Source organism: Pseudomonas sp. NY15181, from assembly GCF_048068055.1.
In the GTDB taxonomy this organism is placed as follows: domain Bacteria; phylum Pseudomonadota; class Gammaproteobacteria; order Pseudomonadales; family Pseudomonadaceae; genus Pseudomonas.
This window is the reverse complement of the sequence record NZ_JBLUPT010000010.1, coordinates 122,031-137,878: the sequence shown is the minus strand read 5'-3', so window position 1 is coordinate 137,878 and position 15,848 is coordinate 122,031. Positions and strand designations below refer to the sequence as shown.

The 15,848-nt window shown below is 66.5% G+C and carries 13 protein-coding genes; 7 read left to right on the top strand and 6 right to left on the bottom strand.

Annotated features, from left to right (window positions below; translation table 11 throughout):
* Positions 1–71: 71 nt before the first annotated feature.
* Positions 72–1,106 (top strand): RNA methyltransferase, encoded by a 1,035-nt coding sequence (locus ACNFBT_RS21695; RefSeq protein WP_416752801.1) that lies wholly within the window; start codon positions 72–74, stop codon positions 1,104–1,106.
* An 18-nt stretch (positions 1,107–1,124) separates the two neighbouring features.
* Here ACNFBT_RS21695 and ACNFBT_RS21690 read toward each other — a convergent pair whose 3' ends face one another.
* Positions 1,125–1,925, bottom strand: coding sequence for a helix-turn-helix domain-containing protein (locus tag ACNFBT_RS21690; RefSeq protein ID WP_416752800.1), 801 nt, complete (start codon positions 1,923–1,925; stop codon positions 1,125–1,127).
* An 84-nt stretch (positions 1,926–2,009) separates the two neighbouring features.
* Here ACNFBT_RS21690 and panB point away from each other — a divergent pair, with 84 nt between their 5' ends.
* The 3 genes from panB to ACNFBT_RS21675 all read left to right on the top strand — a co-directional run bounded on the left by panB (position 2,010) and on the right by ACNFBT_RS21675 (position 3,806).
* The gene (panB, locus tag ACNFBT_RS21685) at positions 2,010–2,834 is read left to right on the top strand and encodes a 3-methyl-2-oxobutanoate hydroxymethyltransferase (protein WP_416752799.1); all 825 of its coding nucleotides are present in this window, start codon (positions 2,010–2,012) and stop codon (positions 2,832–2,834) included.
* A 96-nt stretch (positions 2,835–2,930) separates the two neighbouring features.
* Positions 2,931–3,275 carry a cupin domain-containing protein gene (locus ACNFBT_RS21680; protein ID WP_416752798.1) on the top strand — a complete coding sequence of 115 codons (345 nt, stop codon included), beginning with the start codon at positions 2,931–2,933 and terminating at the stop codon, positions 3,273–3,275.
* A gap of 222 nt (positions 3,276–3,497) precedes the next feature.
* Positions 3,498–3,806, top strand: coding sequence for an NIPSNAP family protein (locus ACNFBT_RS21675; protein ID WP_416752797.1), 309 nt, complete (start codon positions 3,498–3,500; stop codon positions 3,804–3,806).
* A 357-nt stretch (positions 3,807–4,163) separates the two neighbouring features.
* On the opposite strand, the gene ACNFBT_RS21670 is transcribed toward ACNFBT_RS21675, so the two are convergent.
* From ACNFBT_RS21670 to ACNFBT_RS21660, 3 genes are read right to left on the bottom strand one after another with little or no spacing between them, the layout of a single operon-like run.
* Complete coding sequence (locus ACNFBT_RS21670; RefSeq protein WP_416752796.1) at positions 4,164–5,591, bottom strand: efflux transporter outer membrane subunit; 1,428 nt, start codon at positions 5,589–5,591, stop codon at positions 4,164–4,166.
* A 5-nt stretch (positions 5,592–5,596) separates the two neighbouring features.
* On the bottom strand, positions 5,597–8,728 hold the full coding sequence (locus ACNFBT_RS21665; RefSeq protein ID WP_416752795.1) for a multidrug efflux RND transporter permease subunit: 3,132 nt from the start codon (positions 8,726–8,728) through the stop codon (positions 5,597–5,599).
* 27 nt (positions 8,729–8,755) lie between these two features.
* Positions 8,756–9,904, bottom strand: a complete 1,149-nt coding sequence (locus tag ACNFBT_RS21660; RefSeq protein WP_416752794.1) for a MexC family multidrug efflux RND transporter periplasmic adaptor subunit — start codon at positions 9,902–9,904, stop codon at positions 8,756–8,758.
* A gap of 187 nt (positions 9,905–10,091) precedes the next feature.
* Between ACNFBT_RS21660 and ACNFBT_RS21655 the strand changes: the two genes are divergently transcribed.
* The 3 genes from ACNFBT_RS21655 to ACNFBT_RS21645 all read left to right on the top strand — a co-directional run bounded on the left by ACNFBT_RS21655 (position 10,092) and on the right by ACNFBT_RS21645 (position 13,493).
* Complete coding sequence (locus tag ACNFBT_RS21655; protein ID WP_416752793.1) at positions 10,092–10,658, top strand: TetR/AcrR family transcriptional regulator; 567 nt, start codon at positions 10,092–10,094, stop codon at positions 10,656–10,658.
* Between the two features lie 259 nt (positions 10,659–10,917).
* On the top strand, positions 10,918–11,916 hold the full coding sequence (locus tag ACNFBT_RS21650) for an ATP-grasp domain-containing protein (protein WP_416752792.1): 999 nt from the start codon (positions 10,918–10,920) through the stop codon (positions 11,914–11,916).
* A 131-nt stretch (positions 11,917–12,047) separates the two neighbouring features.
* A complete protein-coding gene (locus ACNFBT_RS21645; protein WP_416752791.1) occupies positions 12,048–13,493 on the top strand; it encodes a SulP family inorganic anion transporter in 1,446 nt (481 codons plus the stop codon).
* Between the two features lie 134 nt (positions 13,494–13,627).
* On the opposite strand, the gene ACNFBT_RS21640 is transcribed toward ACNFBT_RS21645, so the two are convergent.
* Positions 13,628–14,563 (bottom strand): universal stress protein, encoded by a 936-nt coding sequence (locus ACNFBT_RS21640; protein WP_416752790.1) that lies wholly within the window; start codon positions 14,561–14,563, stop codon positions 13,628–13,630.
* 153 nt (positions 14,564–14,716) lie between these two features.
* Complete coding sequence (locus ACNFBT_RS21635; RefSeq protein ID WP_416752789.1) at positions 14,717–15,625, bottom strand: universal stress protein; 909 nt, start codon at positions 15,623–15,625, stop codon at positions 14,717–14,719.
* Positions 15,626–15,848 lie beyond the last annotated feature (223 nt).

Below are 15,848 nucleotides of genomic sequence, written 5' to 3'. Positions count from 1 at the left end.
TCGCTCCAGTGCGAGCGCGGCGACAGCTTGCGCTACGCCGCAATCCCCGCCGGTGGTAGCATGCGCGCCCCATGCACTTCACCGACCTCGATCAACGCCTCGCCGACCTTGGCGCGCTGCCCCGGCATCGCGCCCGGATGCTGCGCGCCTGGTTGCAGGGCAGGGCGCTGGACGCCGGCACCAAGCGCCAGGCGACGGAGAATTTCCTGCCCCTGGCGGTACGCAACGGCGTGGCGGAAATCGTCGCCGAGCTGGAGCAGCTGGCGCGGTTGCATTCCCGCCATCCCGGCGCGGACGGCTCCGAGCGCCTGCTGGTGCAACTGCGCGATGGGCAGATGGTGGAGAGCGTGCTGCTGCCGCGCGGCGGCGTGTGCGTGTCCACCCAGGTCGGTTGCGCGGTGGGCTGCCTGTTCTGCATGACCGGCAAGAGCGGTCTGCTGCGCCAGCTCAGCGCCATGGAAATCCTCGCCCAGGTGGTGCTGGCCCGCCGGCTGCGACCGGTGAAGCGCGTGGTGTTCATGGGCATGGGCGAACCGGCGCACAACCTCGACAACGTGCTCGAAGCCATCGACCGCCTCGGCACCGAGGGCGGTATCGGCCACAAGAACCTGGTGTTCTCCACCGTGGGCGATCCGCGCGTGTTCGAGCGCCTGCCGCAGCAGCGGATCAAGCCGGCGCTGGCGCTCTCGCTGCACACCAGCAATGCCGAATTGCGCGAGCAACTGCTGCCGCGCGCGCCGAAGCTCAGCCCCGACGAACTGGTGGAACTGGGCGAGGCCTACGCCCGGCAAACCGGTTACCCCATCCAGTACCAGTGGACGCTGCTCAAGGGCATCAACGACGGCCAGGACGAACTCGACGGCATCCTGCGGCTGCTCAAGGGCAAGTTCGGCGTCCTCAACCTGATCCCCTTCAACAGCCTCGAAGGCGACCAGTACCAGCGCCCGGATGGCGAGCGCATCAATGAGATCGTCCGCTACCTGCACAGCCGCGGCGTGCTGACCAAGGTGCGCAACAGCGCCGGGCAGGATGTCGACGGCGGCTGCGGGCAATTGCGCGCTCGCGCCAGCGGGTTGATCGCCAGCAGCCGCCGCTCGCGCGACTGAGTTCGCTCGCGTTGTGCTTCAGTCCGCCGTCGATCCGCGCAAACGTCTGGTCATTGCACCCGGCGTCATGCCCAGGCGCCGCTGGAACAGTTCGATGAACGCCGAGGTCGAGTCGTAGCCCAGTTCGCCGGCGACGCGGGTGACGGAGTCGCCCTGCTCCAGGCGTGGCAGCGCGGCAAGCAGGCGCGCCTGTTCGCGCCATTCGCGGAACGACAGGCCGGTTTCCTCACGGAACAGCCGGGCGAGGGTGCGCCGCGACGCGCCCACGCGGCTGGCCCAGTCGTCGATGCCGAGCCGCTGGCCGGGCTGGCGTTGCAGCTCGTCGGTGATGCGCCGCAGCCGTGGGTCGCGCGGCAGCGGCAGGGACAGCCCGGATTCCGGCGCGCGCAGCAGCTCGTCCAGCAGTACGTGCAGGAGGCGGTCTTCCGGGCCGTGGTCGGGATAGTCGCGGGGGAACTCGGCGGCGCGCTGGATCAGCCCGTCGAGCAGCGGCGAGATGGCCAGTACGCGGCACTCGCCGAGCCGTGCGGCAATGCCGGGCTCCAGGTAGAGGCTGCGGAACGTCACGCGGGTCCTGGCGTGCGCACTGTGCGCCACGCCGGCGGGCAGCCATACCGCATGGCGCTGCGGTATCACGCAGGCGCGTTGTTCGGTGCAGGTTTCCAGTACGCCGGCGGCGGCGTACATCAGTTGGCCCCAGGGGTGGGCATGGGCCTGGACGCGATGTCCGGCCGGCATCTCGAAGGCGCGCAGCCAGAAGGGGCGGGGCAGGGCGGCGAAGCCGGGCAGCGTGAGTTCATTTTGTCCTGTTGGCGGCATATCTCGTCCCTATCCCTGAAGTCGGCCACGAAGGGCGATGGTAGCGTCTTCCGTGTTCGACATCAGCCATGCACGGGAGAGCCCATGAGCAGCCATCGCCACGACCGCCGCCTTTCCATCCACGACATCCGCCAGCGCCGCGAGACGGGCAGCCTGGTGGTGCTGACCGCCTATTCGACGCCGATGGCGCAACTGCTCGACGAGCATGTCGATGTGCTGCTGGTGGGCGATTCGCTGGGCATGGTGCTGTACGGCATGCCGCATACCCTGGCGGTGAGCCTGGACATGATGATCGCCCACGGCGCCGCCGTGGTCCGTGGATCGCGCCATGCCTGCGTGGTGGTCGATCTGCCGTTCGCCAGCTACCAGGCTTCGCCGCAGCAGGCCTTTCTCAGTGCCGCACGCATTCTGGCGGAAAGCGGTGCGCAGGCGGTCAAGGTGGAGGGCGGCGCGGAGATGGCCGAGACCATCGCCTTCCTCGTGCAGCGCGGCATCCCGGTGATGGGCCATGTGGGTCTGATGCCGCAGAAGGTCAACTCGATGGGCGGATTCCGGGTCCAGGGCAAGGAGTCTGTGGGGCAGGCCGCGGTGCTGCGCGATGCCCGCGCGGTGGCCGAGGCGGGCGCCTTCTCTCTGGTGTTGGAGGGCACGCTGGAGGCGGTGTCGCGTCAGGTGTGCGAGGCGCTGGAGATTCCGGTGATCGGCATTGGCGCCTCGCCTGTCTGTGCCGGCCAGGTATTGGTGACCGAGGACATGCTGGGCCTGGGCGGCGAGCATATGCCGCGCTTCGCCGAGGGCTACGTGCGGGTGGACGAGTTGATTGCCGAGGCCGCGGCGCGCTTCGCCAGCGATGTGCGTGAGCGACGCTTCCCGCAGCCCCGGCACTGCTTCGGGATGCCCGTGGCCTGAGCGCCAGCTGGCATCCGGAGGTCGGCCCCAGGCAAATTCCCCGGCGCGCGCGGGCCTATGGTGACGGTCCTTCCGTTGCATCGACCTGGAGCCGAGATGTCCGATTTCATTACCGTTCTGCGCGAAACCTGTCCGACCCCGGTGCTGGACGCCACCAAGTGGAAGCGCATCGGCGGCGACCCGCACACCGTCAACCTGAATGCCTACACCTCGAAGGACGGCAGCAAGATCATGGGCACCTGGATCTGCACCCCCGGCAAGTTCGAGGTGAACTACGAGAAGTGGGAGTACTGCCACTTCCAGGACGGCTACTGCATCATCACCCCCGAGGGCGAGCAGCCGATCCACCTGCGTGCCGGCGACGTGTTCGTCATCGAGCCGGGCATGAAAGGCACCTGGGAAGTGGTGGAAACGGTGCGCAAGTACTTCGTCTTCGCCTGATACAGGTCCATGAAAAAGGGAGCCAAGCGGCTCCCTTTTTCATGGGCGGGTTTTCTCGAGACTCCTCGCTGATCGACTGACTCGCCGCCGGTCTTGCGCTGAAGCCAAAGGCCGGAGGATTGGCGGAAAGTTACCGATATTGCCGGTATTGCTGCTGTCGCCGCGCAAGGTTCGTTCGGTAGAGTGGTGCTCTCACTCACCTGCCTGAAGCGAGCCAACGAGATGGTTACCTGCCACCTGCGTTACGTACTGGACTCTTACAAGCTCAAGGAATTCGAACACTACGGCCGGCTCTGGATCGGCCTGGTGGAGAAGTTCGGCGGCAAGCACCACGGCTATTTCATGCCGTCGGAGGGGGCCAGCAATATCGCGCTGGCGATGTTCAGCTTCCCGAGCCTGGCCGACTACGAACGCTACCGGCAGCAGTCGATGATCGATCCCGACTGCCAGGCCGCGTTCCGCTACGCCGAGGAAACCCGCTGCATCATCAGCTACGAGCGGAGTTTCTTCCGGCCGGTGTTCGACGCGTGATTGGCGGGGTAGGGCGCTGACCTGTAGGAGCGGACCTTGTCCGCGAAATCCATTGCGAAGAAATCTGTGGCGACAGGGGAGTGCCGATGCCTTACGCGGTCCCATTGGGCGCCGGCCATGTCGGCGCATCGCGGATAAGATCCGCTCCTACCTGAAATATCGCGCCAGGGCTGCCCTCTCCCCCCGCCCTGGCTGCGCGCCCCGCTCCAAAGAGAGAGGGAGCTTTCCGTGCCGGCTGACGCAACTGCATCAAGCTGCGCCGAACGGTCCCCTCTCCCTTCAGGGAGAGGGTTGGGGAGAGGGAGGCTCTTGGCACGAAATACCAGAAGAAAACAGTGCAGGAGCCAAGATGGCGGGTCAGCGCTGCGCCACCGGCTTGCCATCCCAGCCACCGCCCAGCGCGCGGAACAGGTCGACCAGGGCGATCTGCCGCTGGGTGCTGGTCTCGATGTAGGCCGCTTCATTGATGAAGTTGCTGCGCTGCGCGTCGAGGTAGCGCAGGTGGCTGTCCACGCCGCCTTCGTAGCGCGCCTTGGCCAGCTTCAGCGTCTCCTCGGTAGTGTTGGCCAGCGCCCGGCGGGCGACTTCCTCGCGGCGCAGGGTGTCGGTGGCGGCCAGCGCGTCAGCCACTTCGCGGAAGGCGGTCTGGATGGTGCCTTCGTAGGCGGCCACGGCGGAGTCCTTGCGTACCTTGGCCAGGTCCAGGTTGGCGCTGTTGCGCCCGGCATCGAAGATCGGCAGCGACAGCGTCGGCACGAAGCTCCAGGAGCGCGAACCACCGTCGAACAGCCCGGACATTTCCGCACTGGAGGTGCCGAAGCTGCCAGTCAGGCTGATGCGCGGGAAGAATGCCGCGCGTGCCGCGCCGATGTCGGCGTTGCGCGCCTTGAGCTGGTGCTCGGCGGCACGGATGTCCGGGCGCCGCTCGATCAGCTCGGACGGCGTGCCGGGCGCGATGTCCTGGACCAGCATGGGTTTGTCCAACGGCACCAGCGGGATGCGGCTGGCGGCGTCCGGCGTGCCGAGCAGCAGCACCAGGGCATTGAGCGACTGCTGCTTCTGCCGCGCGTTGCTTTCCAGTTCGGCGCGGGACTGTTCCACCAGCCCCAGCGCCTCCTGGTAATCCAGTGCGGTGGCGGCGCCGGCCGAGCGGCGCTGGGCGATCAGCGCGAGGGAGTCCTCGCGGCTGGCCAGGGTCTGCTCGGTCAGCAGCAGGCGGCGCTGGGCGCCGTCGTAGCTCAGGTAGGCCTGGCTGACTTCGGCGACCAGGGCGATCTGCGCACTGCGCGCAGCTTCCTCGGTGGCGAGGTACTGCTCCAGGGCGGCGTCGGTCAGGCTCTTCACCCGGCCGAACAGGTCCACCTCGTACTCGGGCAGCGACAGGCCGACCTGGTAGCTGCTGCTGACGCCGGAACTTCCGTTGCTCGACAGGTCACCCGGCAGCCGCTGGCGGTTGCCGTTGGCCGCCGCGCTCAGGCCCGGCACCCGCTCGGAACGCTGGATGCGGTACTGCGCGCGGGCCTGTTCGATGTCCAGCAGGGTCTGGCGCAGCGAGCGGTTGTTGTTCAGGGCGATGTTCACCAGGTCGCGCAGCTCGCTGTCGACGATGAAGGTCTGCCAGTCCAGGTGGCTGGCGGACTGACCCACTTGCGCGGCCGGACTGTTCCAGTTCGCCGCCACCGGCGCTTCGGGGCGCTCATAGGTGGGCGCCATCGAGCAGCCGGCTATCAAGAGCGGGGCCAGCGCCAGCAGCAGGGCCGACGCGGTAAAGGCGGGTTTGCGCATGGCGGTCACTCCGTGGCCTCGAGGGATGGATGGGCGGGTTTGGGCTTGCGGCGCAGCAGCGACAGCAGCCAGACGAAGCAGATGGGCACGAAGATCACCCCCAGCAGCGTGGCGCTAAGCATCCCGCCAATCACCCCGGTGCCGATGGCACGCTGGCTGGCGGCGCCGGCGCCGCTGGCGATGGTCAGCGGCACCACGCCGAGGATGAACGCCATGGAGGTCATGATGATCGGGCGGAAGCGCAGGCGGGCGGCCTCGATGGCGGCCTCGCGCAGGCTGTAGCCCTTCTCCCAGAGTTCCTTGGCGAACTCGACGATGAGGATCGCGTTCTTTGCCGCCAGACCAATGATGGTGATCAGGCCGACCTTGAAGTACACGTCGTTGGGTAGGCCCACGACCATCACCGCGAGCACCGCGCCGAGGGCGCCGATGGGCACGATCAGCATGACCGACAGCGGGATCGCCCAGCTCTCGTAGAGCGCCACCAGCAGCAGGAACACCACCAGGATGGCGAGGGCGAACAGCTGGCTCGCCTGGCCGCTGGCGACCTTCTCCTGGAAGGACAGGCCGGTCCACTCGTAGCCGATGCCGGCCGGCAGGTCGGCGACCAGGCGCTGCATCTCGGCCATGGCTTCACCGGTGCTGACGCCGGGCGCGGCGTCGCCGGCGATGCGGATCGACGGGTAGCCGTTGTAGCGCACCAGCTGTACCGGGCCTTCTTCCCAGCGGGTGCTGACGAAGGCGGACAGCGGCACCAGCTCACCGCCGGCATTGGGCACGTAGAGCTTGAGCACGGCTTCCGGGGTCATTCGTTCGCCCTGTTCGGCCTGCACCACCACGCGTTGCTGGCGGCCGGCGTTGGCGAAGTCGTTGATCACCGACGAGCCGAAGGCGGTGGACAGCGCGCTGCTGATCGACTCGAAACTCACACCGAGGGTCCGCGCCTTGTCGCGGTCGATTTCCAGGCGCAGCTGCGGCGCCTCGGCGAGGCCCTCCATCATCGCGTAGAGGATCTTCGGGTTACCGTTGGCCTGCCCGAGCAGTTGGTCGCGGGCCGCCAGCAGCGCCTCGCGGCCGAGGCCGGCGCGGTCCTGCAGGCGCAGCGAGAAGCCACCGGAGTTGCCCAGGCCGTCGATCGGCGGCGGGGTGACCGCCATGATCGCGCCGTCGCTGAGGCCGGCGAAGCGCTGGTTGGTCAGCGCGGCCTCGGCATCGGCGGACTGCTCGGCGCTGCGCACGGACCAGTCCTTCAGGGTCGGGAAGGACAGCGCGGCGTTCTCGCCCATGCCGGAGAAGCTGAAGCCCATCACCAGGAACACCGAGTCCACCGCCTCGCGGGATTGCAGGTAGCGCTCCAGCTCCTGGCCGGTGAGGTCGGTGCGCGCGCGGGTGGCGCCCGGCGGCAGCTGGATGTCGACGATCATGTAGCCCTGGTCTTCCACCGGCACGAAGGACTCCGGCAGGCGCACATAGGTGTAGCCGAGCACGGCGATGATGCCGGCGTAGACCAGCATGTAGCGCCCGGCGCGCTTGACCAGCGCGCTGTTGAGCAGGGTGTAGCGCTCGGTCAGGCGGGCGAAGCCGCGGTTGAAGGCGCCGAAGAAGCCGCGCTTCTCGTGGTGGCCTTCAGGGATCGGCTTGAGCAGGGTCGCGCACAGCGCCGGGGTGAAGGTCAGGGCGAGGAAGCCGGAGAACAGGATCGACACCGCCAGCGACAGCGAGAACTGCTGGTAGATCACGCCCACGGAACCGGCCATGAACGCCAGCGGCAGGAACACCGCCGCGAGCACCAGGGTGATGCCGACGATGGCGCCGGACACCTGGCCCATCGCCTTGACCGTGGCGGCGGCGGGGGAGAGGCCTTCCTCGGCCATGATCCGCTCGACGTTCTCCACCACCACGATGGCGTCGTCCACCAGGATGCCGATGGCCAGCACCATGCCGAACATGGTCATCATGTTCACCGAGAAGCCCAGCAGGTACATCATCGTCAGCGTGCCCAGCAGGCACACCGGCACCACGATGGCCGGGATCAGCGTGTAGCGGACGTTCTGCAGGAACAGGAACATCACCAGGAACACCAGCACCATGGCTTCGATCAGGGTGTGGATCACCTTCTCGATGGCCACGTCGACGAAGCGCGAGGTGTCGTAGGGCACTGAATACTCGACGTCGTCGGGGAAGTTCACCGACAGCTCGGCCAGGCGTTCCTTCACCAATGCGGCGGTCTGCAGCGCGTTGGCGCCGGGGGAGAGCTGGATGGCGCCGGCCACCGCCGGCTTGCCGTTCAGGCGCGAGGCGAAGTTGTAGCTTTCGCTGCCCACTTCCAGGCGCGCGACGTCCGCCAGCTTCACGGTGGAGCCGTCGGGATTGGCGCGCAGCACGATGCGGCCGAACTCCGCCGGATCGTCCAGGGTGCCTTTCACCGCCAGGGTCGCGGTCACTTCCTGGGCCGCGCTGCCCGGCGAGCTGCCGAAGGCGCCGGCCGGCACCTGCACGTTCTGGCCACGGATGGCGTTGCTCACGTCATCGATGGAGAGGCCGTAGCCGACCAGCTTCTGCGGGTCGATCCAGACGCGCATGGCCGCTTCGGAAGAGAAGAACTGCAGCTTGCCGACGCCTTGTACGCGGCGCAGCTCGTTGTTGATGTTGCGCGCGGCGTAGTCGCCCAGGGCGGTGGTATCGCTGCGCTGGGCGCCCTCCTTGTAGTTGAGCGCATAGATCAGCAGGAAGCCGGCGCTGGTCTGCTCGACCTCCAGGCCCTGGGTGAGCACGGCCTGGGGCATGCGCGCCTCGGCCTTCTTCAGGCGGTTCTGCACGTCCACCTGGGCCAGCTCCGGGTTGGTGCCGGGCTGGAAGGTGACCACCACTTCGGCGGTGCCGTTGGAGTTGCTGGTGGATTCGAAGTAGAGCAGGCCCTTGGCGCCGTTGAGCTCCTCCTCGATCACGCTGGTGACCGAGTCCACCAGCACCTGGGCGGAGGCGCCGGGGTAGGTGGCGGTGACGGTGATCTGCGGCGGCGCCACGTTGGGGTACTGCGCCACCGGCAGCAGCGGAATGACCAGCAGGCCGGCCAGGGAAATGAACAGCGCCACCACCCACGCGAAGTTGGGGCGCAAGATGAAGAACTTGGACATGGGATATTCCTCGCGGCGAGCCCGGCCTTACTGGCGGGCTGCCTGTTGCTCCTGCGGCTGGCGCGGTTCGACCTTGCTGCCCGGCTGCAGGCCGGTGAGGCCGCCGACGATCACCTGGTCGCCGCTGGCCAGGCCCTGGCTGATCTGCCAGCGCGAGCCCTGCATCGCGCCGGTCCGCACCTGGCGGGTCTCGACGCGGCTGTCGGCGCCGATCACCAGCACGTGGGCGCTGCCGTCGGTGGCGCGCTGCACGGCGCGCTGCGGCACCAGGATGGCCTTGGCGTCGCTGCCCTGGGGCGCGGTGACCCGCACGTACATGCCCGGCAGCAGCACGCCGTCGGGGTTGGCGAAGGTGCCGCGCAGCGAAACCTGGCCGGTGCCACGGTCCACCGAAACATCGGTAAACAGCAGTTCGCCCTGACGCTCGTAGTCCGTACCGTCGACGCGGATGCTCAGCGCCTGGCTCTGGCCGGCGGACAGGTTGCCGCCCTTGAGTGCCTCGCGCAGGCGCAGCGCATCGGCCACCGGCTGGGTGAAGTCGGCGTAGATCGGGTCGAGCTGCTGGATACGCGCCATCAGCGTGGCCTCGCCCTGGCCGACCAGCGCGCCCTCGGTAACCAATGCGCGACCGATACGACCGGAGATCGGCGCCTTGACCGAGGCATAGCCCAGGTTCAGCCGCGCGGTTTCCAGGTCCGCCTGTGCCGAACGCACCGCCGCCTGGGCGCTGCGCATGTCGGCGGTGGCGCTGTCGAAGTCCTGCTGGCTGACCGCTTCGATCTTCACCAGCGGCTCGTAGCGCTTGACCCGCGCCTGCGCCTCATAGAGCGAGGCCTGCGCACGCGCCAGCTCGCCCTCGGCGCGGGACACGGCGGCCTTCAGCGGCGCCGGGTCGATCTGGAACAGCAGGTCGCCGGCCTTCACGTCGGCGCCTTCGGCGAAACGCTTCTGCAGCACGATGCCGGCCACCCGGGCGCGGACTTCGGCCACCCGCATGGGCTCGATGCGCCCCGGCAGTTCCGAGGTCAACACCAGCGGCTCGGTGACCACCGCCACCACATCCACCGGACGGGCGACCTCGGCGGCCGCTTCCGGCTCGCCCGAAGGCCCGCAGCCGGCCAGCGCCATCGCCGCTACCAAAACACTGATCGTCCCTATTGCACGCACGCTGCCCATGATTCACCCGGGTCTGTCTAACTGGAAAGGTGCGCATGATCCTTTCAAACTCAAATTGAGTCAATATTGTCTCATTTGCTTCCTGGTTGTATAAAATGTGTCATCTCCTTTCAAAAGGAGGGCCTCTTTCTGCACAATGAGACTTTCCAACATCAAAACAACCCGACATCCAGTTCCGAGGCTACGAATGACACTCACTGCCCACGATGAACGCCTTCTCAACGCGCTGGCCGTGGCCATCGTCGATCGCCCACGGGCGACGCTGAAGGAGCTGGCGGAGTCGGCGGGGGTGAGCAAGGCCACGTTGCACCGCTTCTGCGGCACCCGCGACAACCTGGTGCAGATGCTGGAGACCTATGGCCATTCGGTGATCCGGAAGATCCTCGAGGCTGCCGAGCTGCAGCAGGACCCGTCGCTGGACGCGCTTCGCCGGCTGATCGCCGAGCACCTCAAGCACCGCGACATGCTGGCCTTCCTGATATTCCAGTTCCGCACCGAAAGCCTCGACGTAGAGACCGCCACCGAGCGCTGGAGCTACTACATCGACGCCGTGGACGCCTTCTTCCTGCGCGGCCAGCAGAACGGCGTGTTCCGCATCGACATCACCGCTGCGGTGTTCACCGAACTCTTCCTCTCGATGCTCTATGGCATGGTCGACGCCGAGCGCTACGGCCGGGCGGCCAGCTCCAGCTCGGCCAGTGTGCTGGAGAAGCTCTTCCTGCATGGGGCGCTGGTGCAGACGCGGGCGGAGTAGGGCCTCGCCGGGCGATGCCGGACCCCGGAGGGCGCTGCCGGTTACGGTGATCGAGCACACCTGGGCGCAGCGATCGGTTTTCCGACTTCCCTGGCCGGTCCGTCGCCGGTGCATCTACCGTCTACGCTGAACCTATAGGAAGACCGGGCCAGGAGGGCGATTCGGCAGTCAGGCAGTAGAGTCAACGTGAGGCCGTGGAAATGGGTACTGGTGTCCCTGCTCCATTGTTTTCCCGACGCGCCCGCGACGGGAATTCGAAGTGAATACGCGATCCCCCTGTGGATCGACCCCGACGCTCCTCGTCACCGCCATTGGTTCCTTCGCCGCAGAAGCAGTTATCACTTCGTTGCGCCGTTGTTCGCACATGCGAATCCTCGGCAGTAGCACGGTTCCGCAGGAATGGACGGCCACCTCGGCCCTGCTCGATACCGTGCACCAGGTGCCCGCCGCGCGGGACGCGCAGGCTTATGCCGGCAGTGTTCTTTCGCTCTGCGAAGCAGAAGGGGTCACCCATGTATTGCCGCTGACGGACGTCGAGGTCGATGCCTTCGTACTGCACCATGAGGTGTTCTCCCGCCGCGGCATCACGTTGTGCATGTCGCCGGTCGAAAGCGTGCGCGTGAGTCGTGACAAGTGGCGCGTCTTCGAGGCGTTTCGCGGCGATCCGCTCATCCACACCATTCCCACCTGGCGGCTGGAGGAGCTTCCCTCGACGGGGTTGGCCTTCCCCCTGATCGCCAAGCCGCGCGGCGGCCGCAGCAGCGAAGGGCTGGAGCGGATATACGACGTGCACGACCTTGTGTACTTCCGCAGGAAGCTGGATGGGCGCGGCTATATCGTGCAGCCGCTGCTCGAGGGCGAGGTGTGCGTGGTCGATGTCGTGCGCCAGCGCACCAGCGGGCGCGCGGTGGCCATGGCCAGGCAGGAGCTGATGCGGACCTCCAACGGCGCCGGCATGACCGTCCGGATGTTGAACGATCCGGCGCTGATCGATGCGGCGCTCGAAGTCGCGCGCGCCCTCGATCTGGATGGCTGCATCAACGTCGAGTTCCTGATGCACGCCGGCATCCCGCTGCTGATGGACATCAACCCCCGGTTTTCGGCGGGTGTCGCCTTCAGCCAGATGTCGGGGTACGACATGGTGATCAACCATTGGCGATGTTTCTCAGGGGAGACGCTCGACGAGTCCGTCATGCCCGAGCCGCGTATCTATGTGCGCCGTATCGTCGAGGTCGGGCCCTGGGTTCCGGAGAACTGATTGGCCAGTGCCTTCGCTCTACCGCTGCCGGATGTGGCGGCCGTCGCCAGGCGAGCTTGGCGAGTGGCCGTGCGTGACGCGTTTGCGTACCATTGCCGGCCTTTTCCGCAGCACCCGTACCGAGTCGAACCATGAAACCCGCCCGCCTGCGTGCCGATGTCCTGGCAGGACTGACCACGTCCTTCGCCCTGGCGCCCGAGTGCATCGCCTTTGCCCTGGTCGCCCACCTCAATCCGCTGATGGGGCTGTATGGCGCATTCATCCTCTGCACCCTGACTGCACTGTTCGGCGGGCGGCCCGGCATGGTCTCCGGCGCGGCCGGTTCGATGGCGGTGGTGATAGTCGCCCTGGTGGTGCAGCACGGCGTGCAGTACCTGCTGGCCACGGTGCTGCTGGGTGGCCTGGTGATGGTCGCCTTCGGTCTGTTGCGCCTGGGCAAGCTGGTGCGGATGGTGCCGCATCCGGTAATGCTGGGCTTCGTGAATGGCCTGGCGATCGTCATCGCGCTGGCCCAGCTGGAGCATTTCAAGGACGGCGAACGCTGGCTCAGCGGCAACCCGCTGTACCTGATGCTCGGCCTCGTGGCGCTGACCATGGCGGTGGTCTACCTGCTGCCGCGCCTGACCCGCGCGGTGCCGCCGGCGCTGGTGGCGATCCTCGGCGTGGGCCTGCTGGTCCACCTGCTGCACGTGCCGACCCGCACCCTGGGCGACATGGCGCACATCGCCGGTGGCCTGCCGCCGTTCGCTCTGCCGGACATCCCGTGGAACCTGGAAACCCTGCGGATCATCGCGCCCTACGCCTTCCTCATGGCGATGGTCGGCCTGCTGGAAACCCTGCTGACCCTGAACCTCACCGACGAGATCACCGAGAGCCGTGGCTTCCCCGACCGCGAGTGCGTGGCGCTGGGTGGCGCCAACATCGTTTCCGCGCTGTTCGGCGGCATGGGCGGCTGCGCCATGATCGGGCAGACCGTGATCAACCTCAGCTCCGGCGGCCGTGGCCGGCTGTCGGGCGTGGTGGCGGGGGTGATGATCCTGCTCTTCGTGCTGTTCCTCTCGCCGCTGATCGAGCGCATCCCGCTGGCGGCGCTGGTCGGCGTGATGTTCGTGGTGTCGCAGCAGACCTTCGCCTGGGCCTCGCTGCGGGTATTGCACAAGGTGCCGCTGAGCGATGTGCTGGTAATTGTCGCGGTGACCGCGATCACCGTGGCGACCGACCTTGCGATTGCCGTGTTCTGCGGCATTGTCATCGCCGCGCTGGACTTCGCCTGGAAGCACGCCCGCGAGCTGTACGCGGACGTGCATGACGAGGCCGACGGCAGCCGGCTCTATCGCGTGCACGGCACGCTGTTCTTCGCCTCGACCACGCCGTTCCTCAACCAGTTCGACCCGGCGGGCGATCCGCAGCAGATCACCCTGGACTGCGCGCACCTGAGCTTCGTCGACTATTCGGCCATCGCTGCGCTGAAGACCCTGCGCGAGCGCTATGCCAAGGCGGGCAAGCACCTGCGCGTGGTGCACCTGTCGGAGCGCTGCCGGCAGTTGCTCAAGCGTGCCGGTATGCAGCACGCGTGAGGGGTGAGAGCGGCATGAAACATGCCGGCCATGGAACGGGTCCTATGGTGGCCGGGACGACGCCCGGCTTGCATTGGTGATGCAGGGGGCGGAACACGTCCTGCTTGATCTCCAGTTTTCACGATCAATGATCGTCACTGCGCCTTCTCGATACCCTGCTGCAACCTGGGGTGCCCCGTGGCATCGGCGCCGACTGCCAGCAGGCTGCCGGAAACATGGTACAGCAGCCGTTCGGTGGTGCTTCCCAGGATGCGGTCCAGGCCCAGGCGGCGCTGCATTCCAAGCACCATCACGTCAATCTGATGGTCATTCATGAAGTTCGTGATTCCCTGAGCGGCCGGGCCGAGGACGAAGTGGCGGCGTTCCGTGGGAATGCCCCATTTGTCGCCCACTTGGTTGAACGTTTGATAGAGCGAGATTCGAACTTGCTCCGCATAACTGGTATCCCAACTGCTGCTCAGCATCGCCGAGTCATACCCGATGGCCGTTGGCAGGTCGCATGCGTGCAGTAGATGCAGTTCGGCGCCGCACAGGCTGGCCATATTCCGCGCGGCCTGGATGATCCCTTCGTTGAGTCCGCTTGCGAGAAGCTCCGGTCTAGCTACATCCAGGGCGGCCGCCACTTTGAGCGGCAATGGATGGGGCGCCTCGGCAACCAGGTGCAAGGGGACCTGGCAAGCTCTCAACAGGCGGTAGTCCAGCGGTGTGACGAATACCCGTCGCAGAGCTGGCTCGTGGTGCACATTCTTGATCACCAGGTCTGCTTCCAGCTCCGCCACGCGTTCCAGAATTTCCTTGCAGGGCTCGGCGCTCCAGACGACCTCACAGGTCACGGTCAATCCCGTGCGGCGAAGTTCTTCGGTTTCGCGTTCCAGTTCTGCACGGCACTGCCTCAACAGCTCATCGCGCAGGTGATCGATCAGGAACGGCAGGCCCAGCCGCGGCTCGAAGAACATTCCGATATGCAGCGAAGCGTTGCCTCGTCGCACAATCGCCAAGGCACGCCGATAAGCGGGTGAATGCTGCCAGTGAGGGGCGGCGACCAGGAACACTTTCCGGTACTGGCTCATCGTCTTGCTCCGCTGCCGGTTACTCTTCAGTTGCAGCCTGAAACGAGGAGGGCGGTTCGACTTTGATACTCATCAACTTCAGCCCGTCCGGTGTACCTCCGCCTGCAATTCCACCAGCCGGCAAAGCACCTGGGGCTGCACGACGCTCTACCGTCAGCTTTCGGAGCCCACGGCAAGCACACTGCTGGGTATCTGATCGAGAACGTGCTCCGTCGTGCTGCCGATCAGGCGATCTACGCCCGTGCGATGTACGCGCCCCATTACCACGATGTCCATCGTGTTCTCCTGGGCGAAATGGGATATGCCGCGAAGCGGGGTGCCCATCAGGAAATGGCGTCGCTCCTGGGGGACCCCGTGCTGGTCGGCCAGGCTGACGAAGGACTGATGCAGGGAGCTTCGCAATTCCTCGATCAGGTCTACCCAGGCGACGGTGCCTTCGCCGCGATTGGCCATGTAGGCCGGCATGCAGTCGTAGATGTACAGAAGATGGAGTTCGGCGCTGCACTGCAGGGCCAGCCCGTTTGCCGCCGAAATGATCTGCTCGTTGATGCCGCTGATCAGGGTTCGCGGATCCGCCGGATCCACCGCCGCGACAATTCGGCGAGGCAGCGGGTGGTATGCGTCATGGACCAGATGGAGCGGTTTGGGACACTCGCGCAGCAGGTACCAATCCAGCGGAGTGACGAATGAGCGCTTGAACGCTGACTCGTGCTGGATGTCCTTGATTACCAGGTCCGGCTGCAGTTCGCGGATGTCCCGGAGCAGGTCTGCACGTAGATCAGTCGTCCAGGCCACGGATGCAGTCATGTCGAGGCCTGCGCCACGCCCACGCTGCAAGTGGCACTCTTTGTCCCAGCGCTCACGCTGCACCGACAGCAGGCTCTCACGCGTATCATTCTGTACGTGTCGCGCCAACAGGCCGAACGTGGCGAAGGGTTCCACGTAAGCGATCACATGCAGGGATGCCCCACAGGCAGCCGCCAGGGCCGTCGCGCGATGCAGCGCCGGAGCGTCGTGCAGGTCTGGGTGAGCGATCAGCAGGAGTTTCTGAATCTGGCTCATGGTGCACCTCGGTCATTTCAATGGGCGCGGCGGATCAGGAGAGTGCCGACGCCAGTGCATCGTCAGCACCGGTGTGTCGCAGAATCGACGAGCGTCCGGTCGCCTTGATGCACCTGCATCCATCGACTGACGGTCGGGAGGAGGGCGCGTGCACGTGGGTGATGTAGCGCGCCTTCCAATGCCGTAACCGTAGCTATTGAAGAATGGCGCCCCCGCTCCTCGA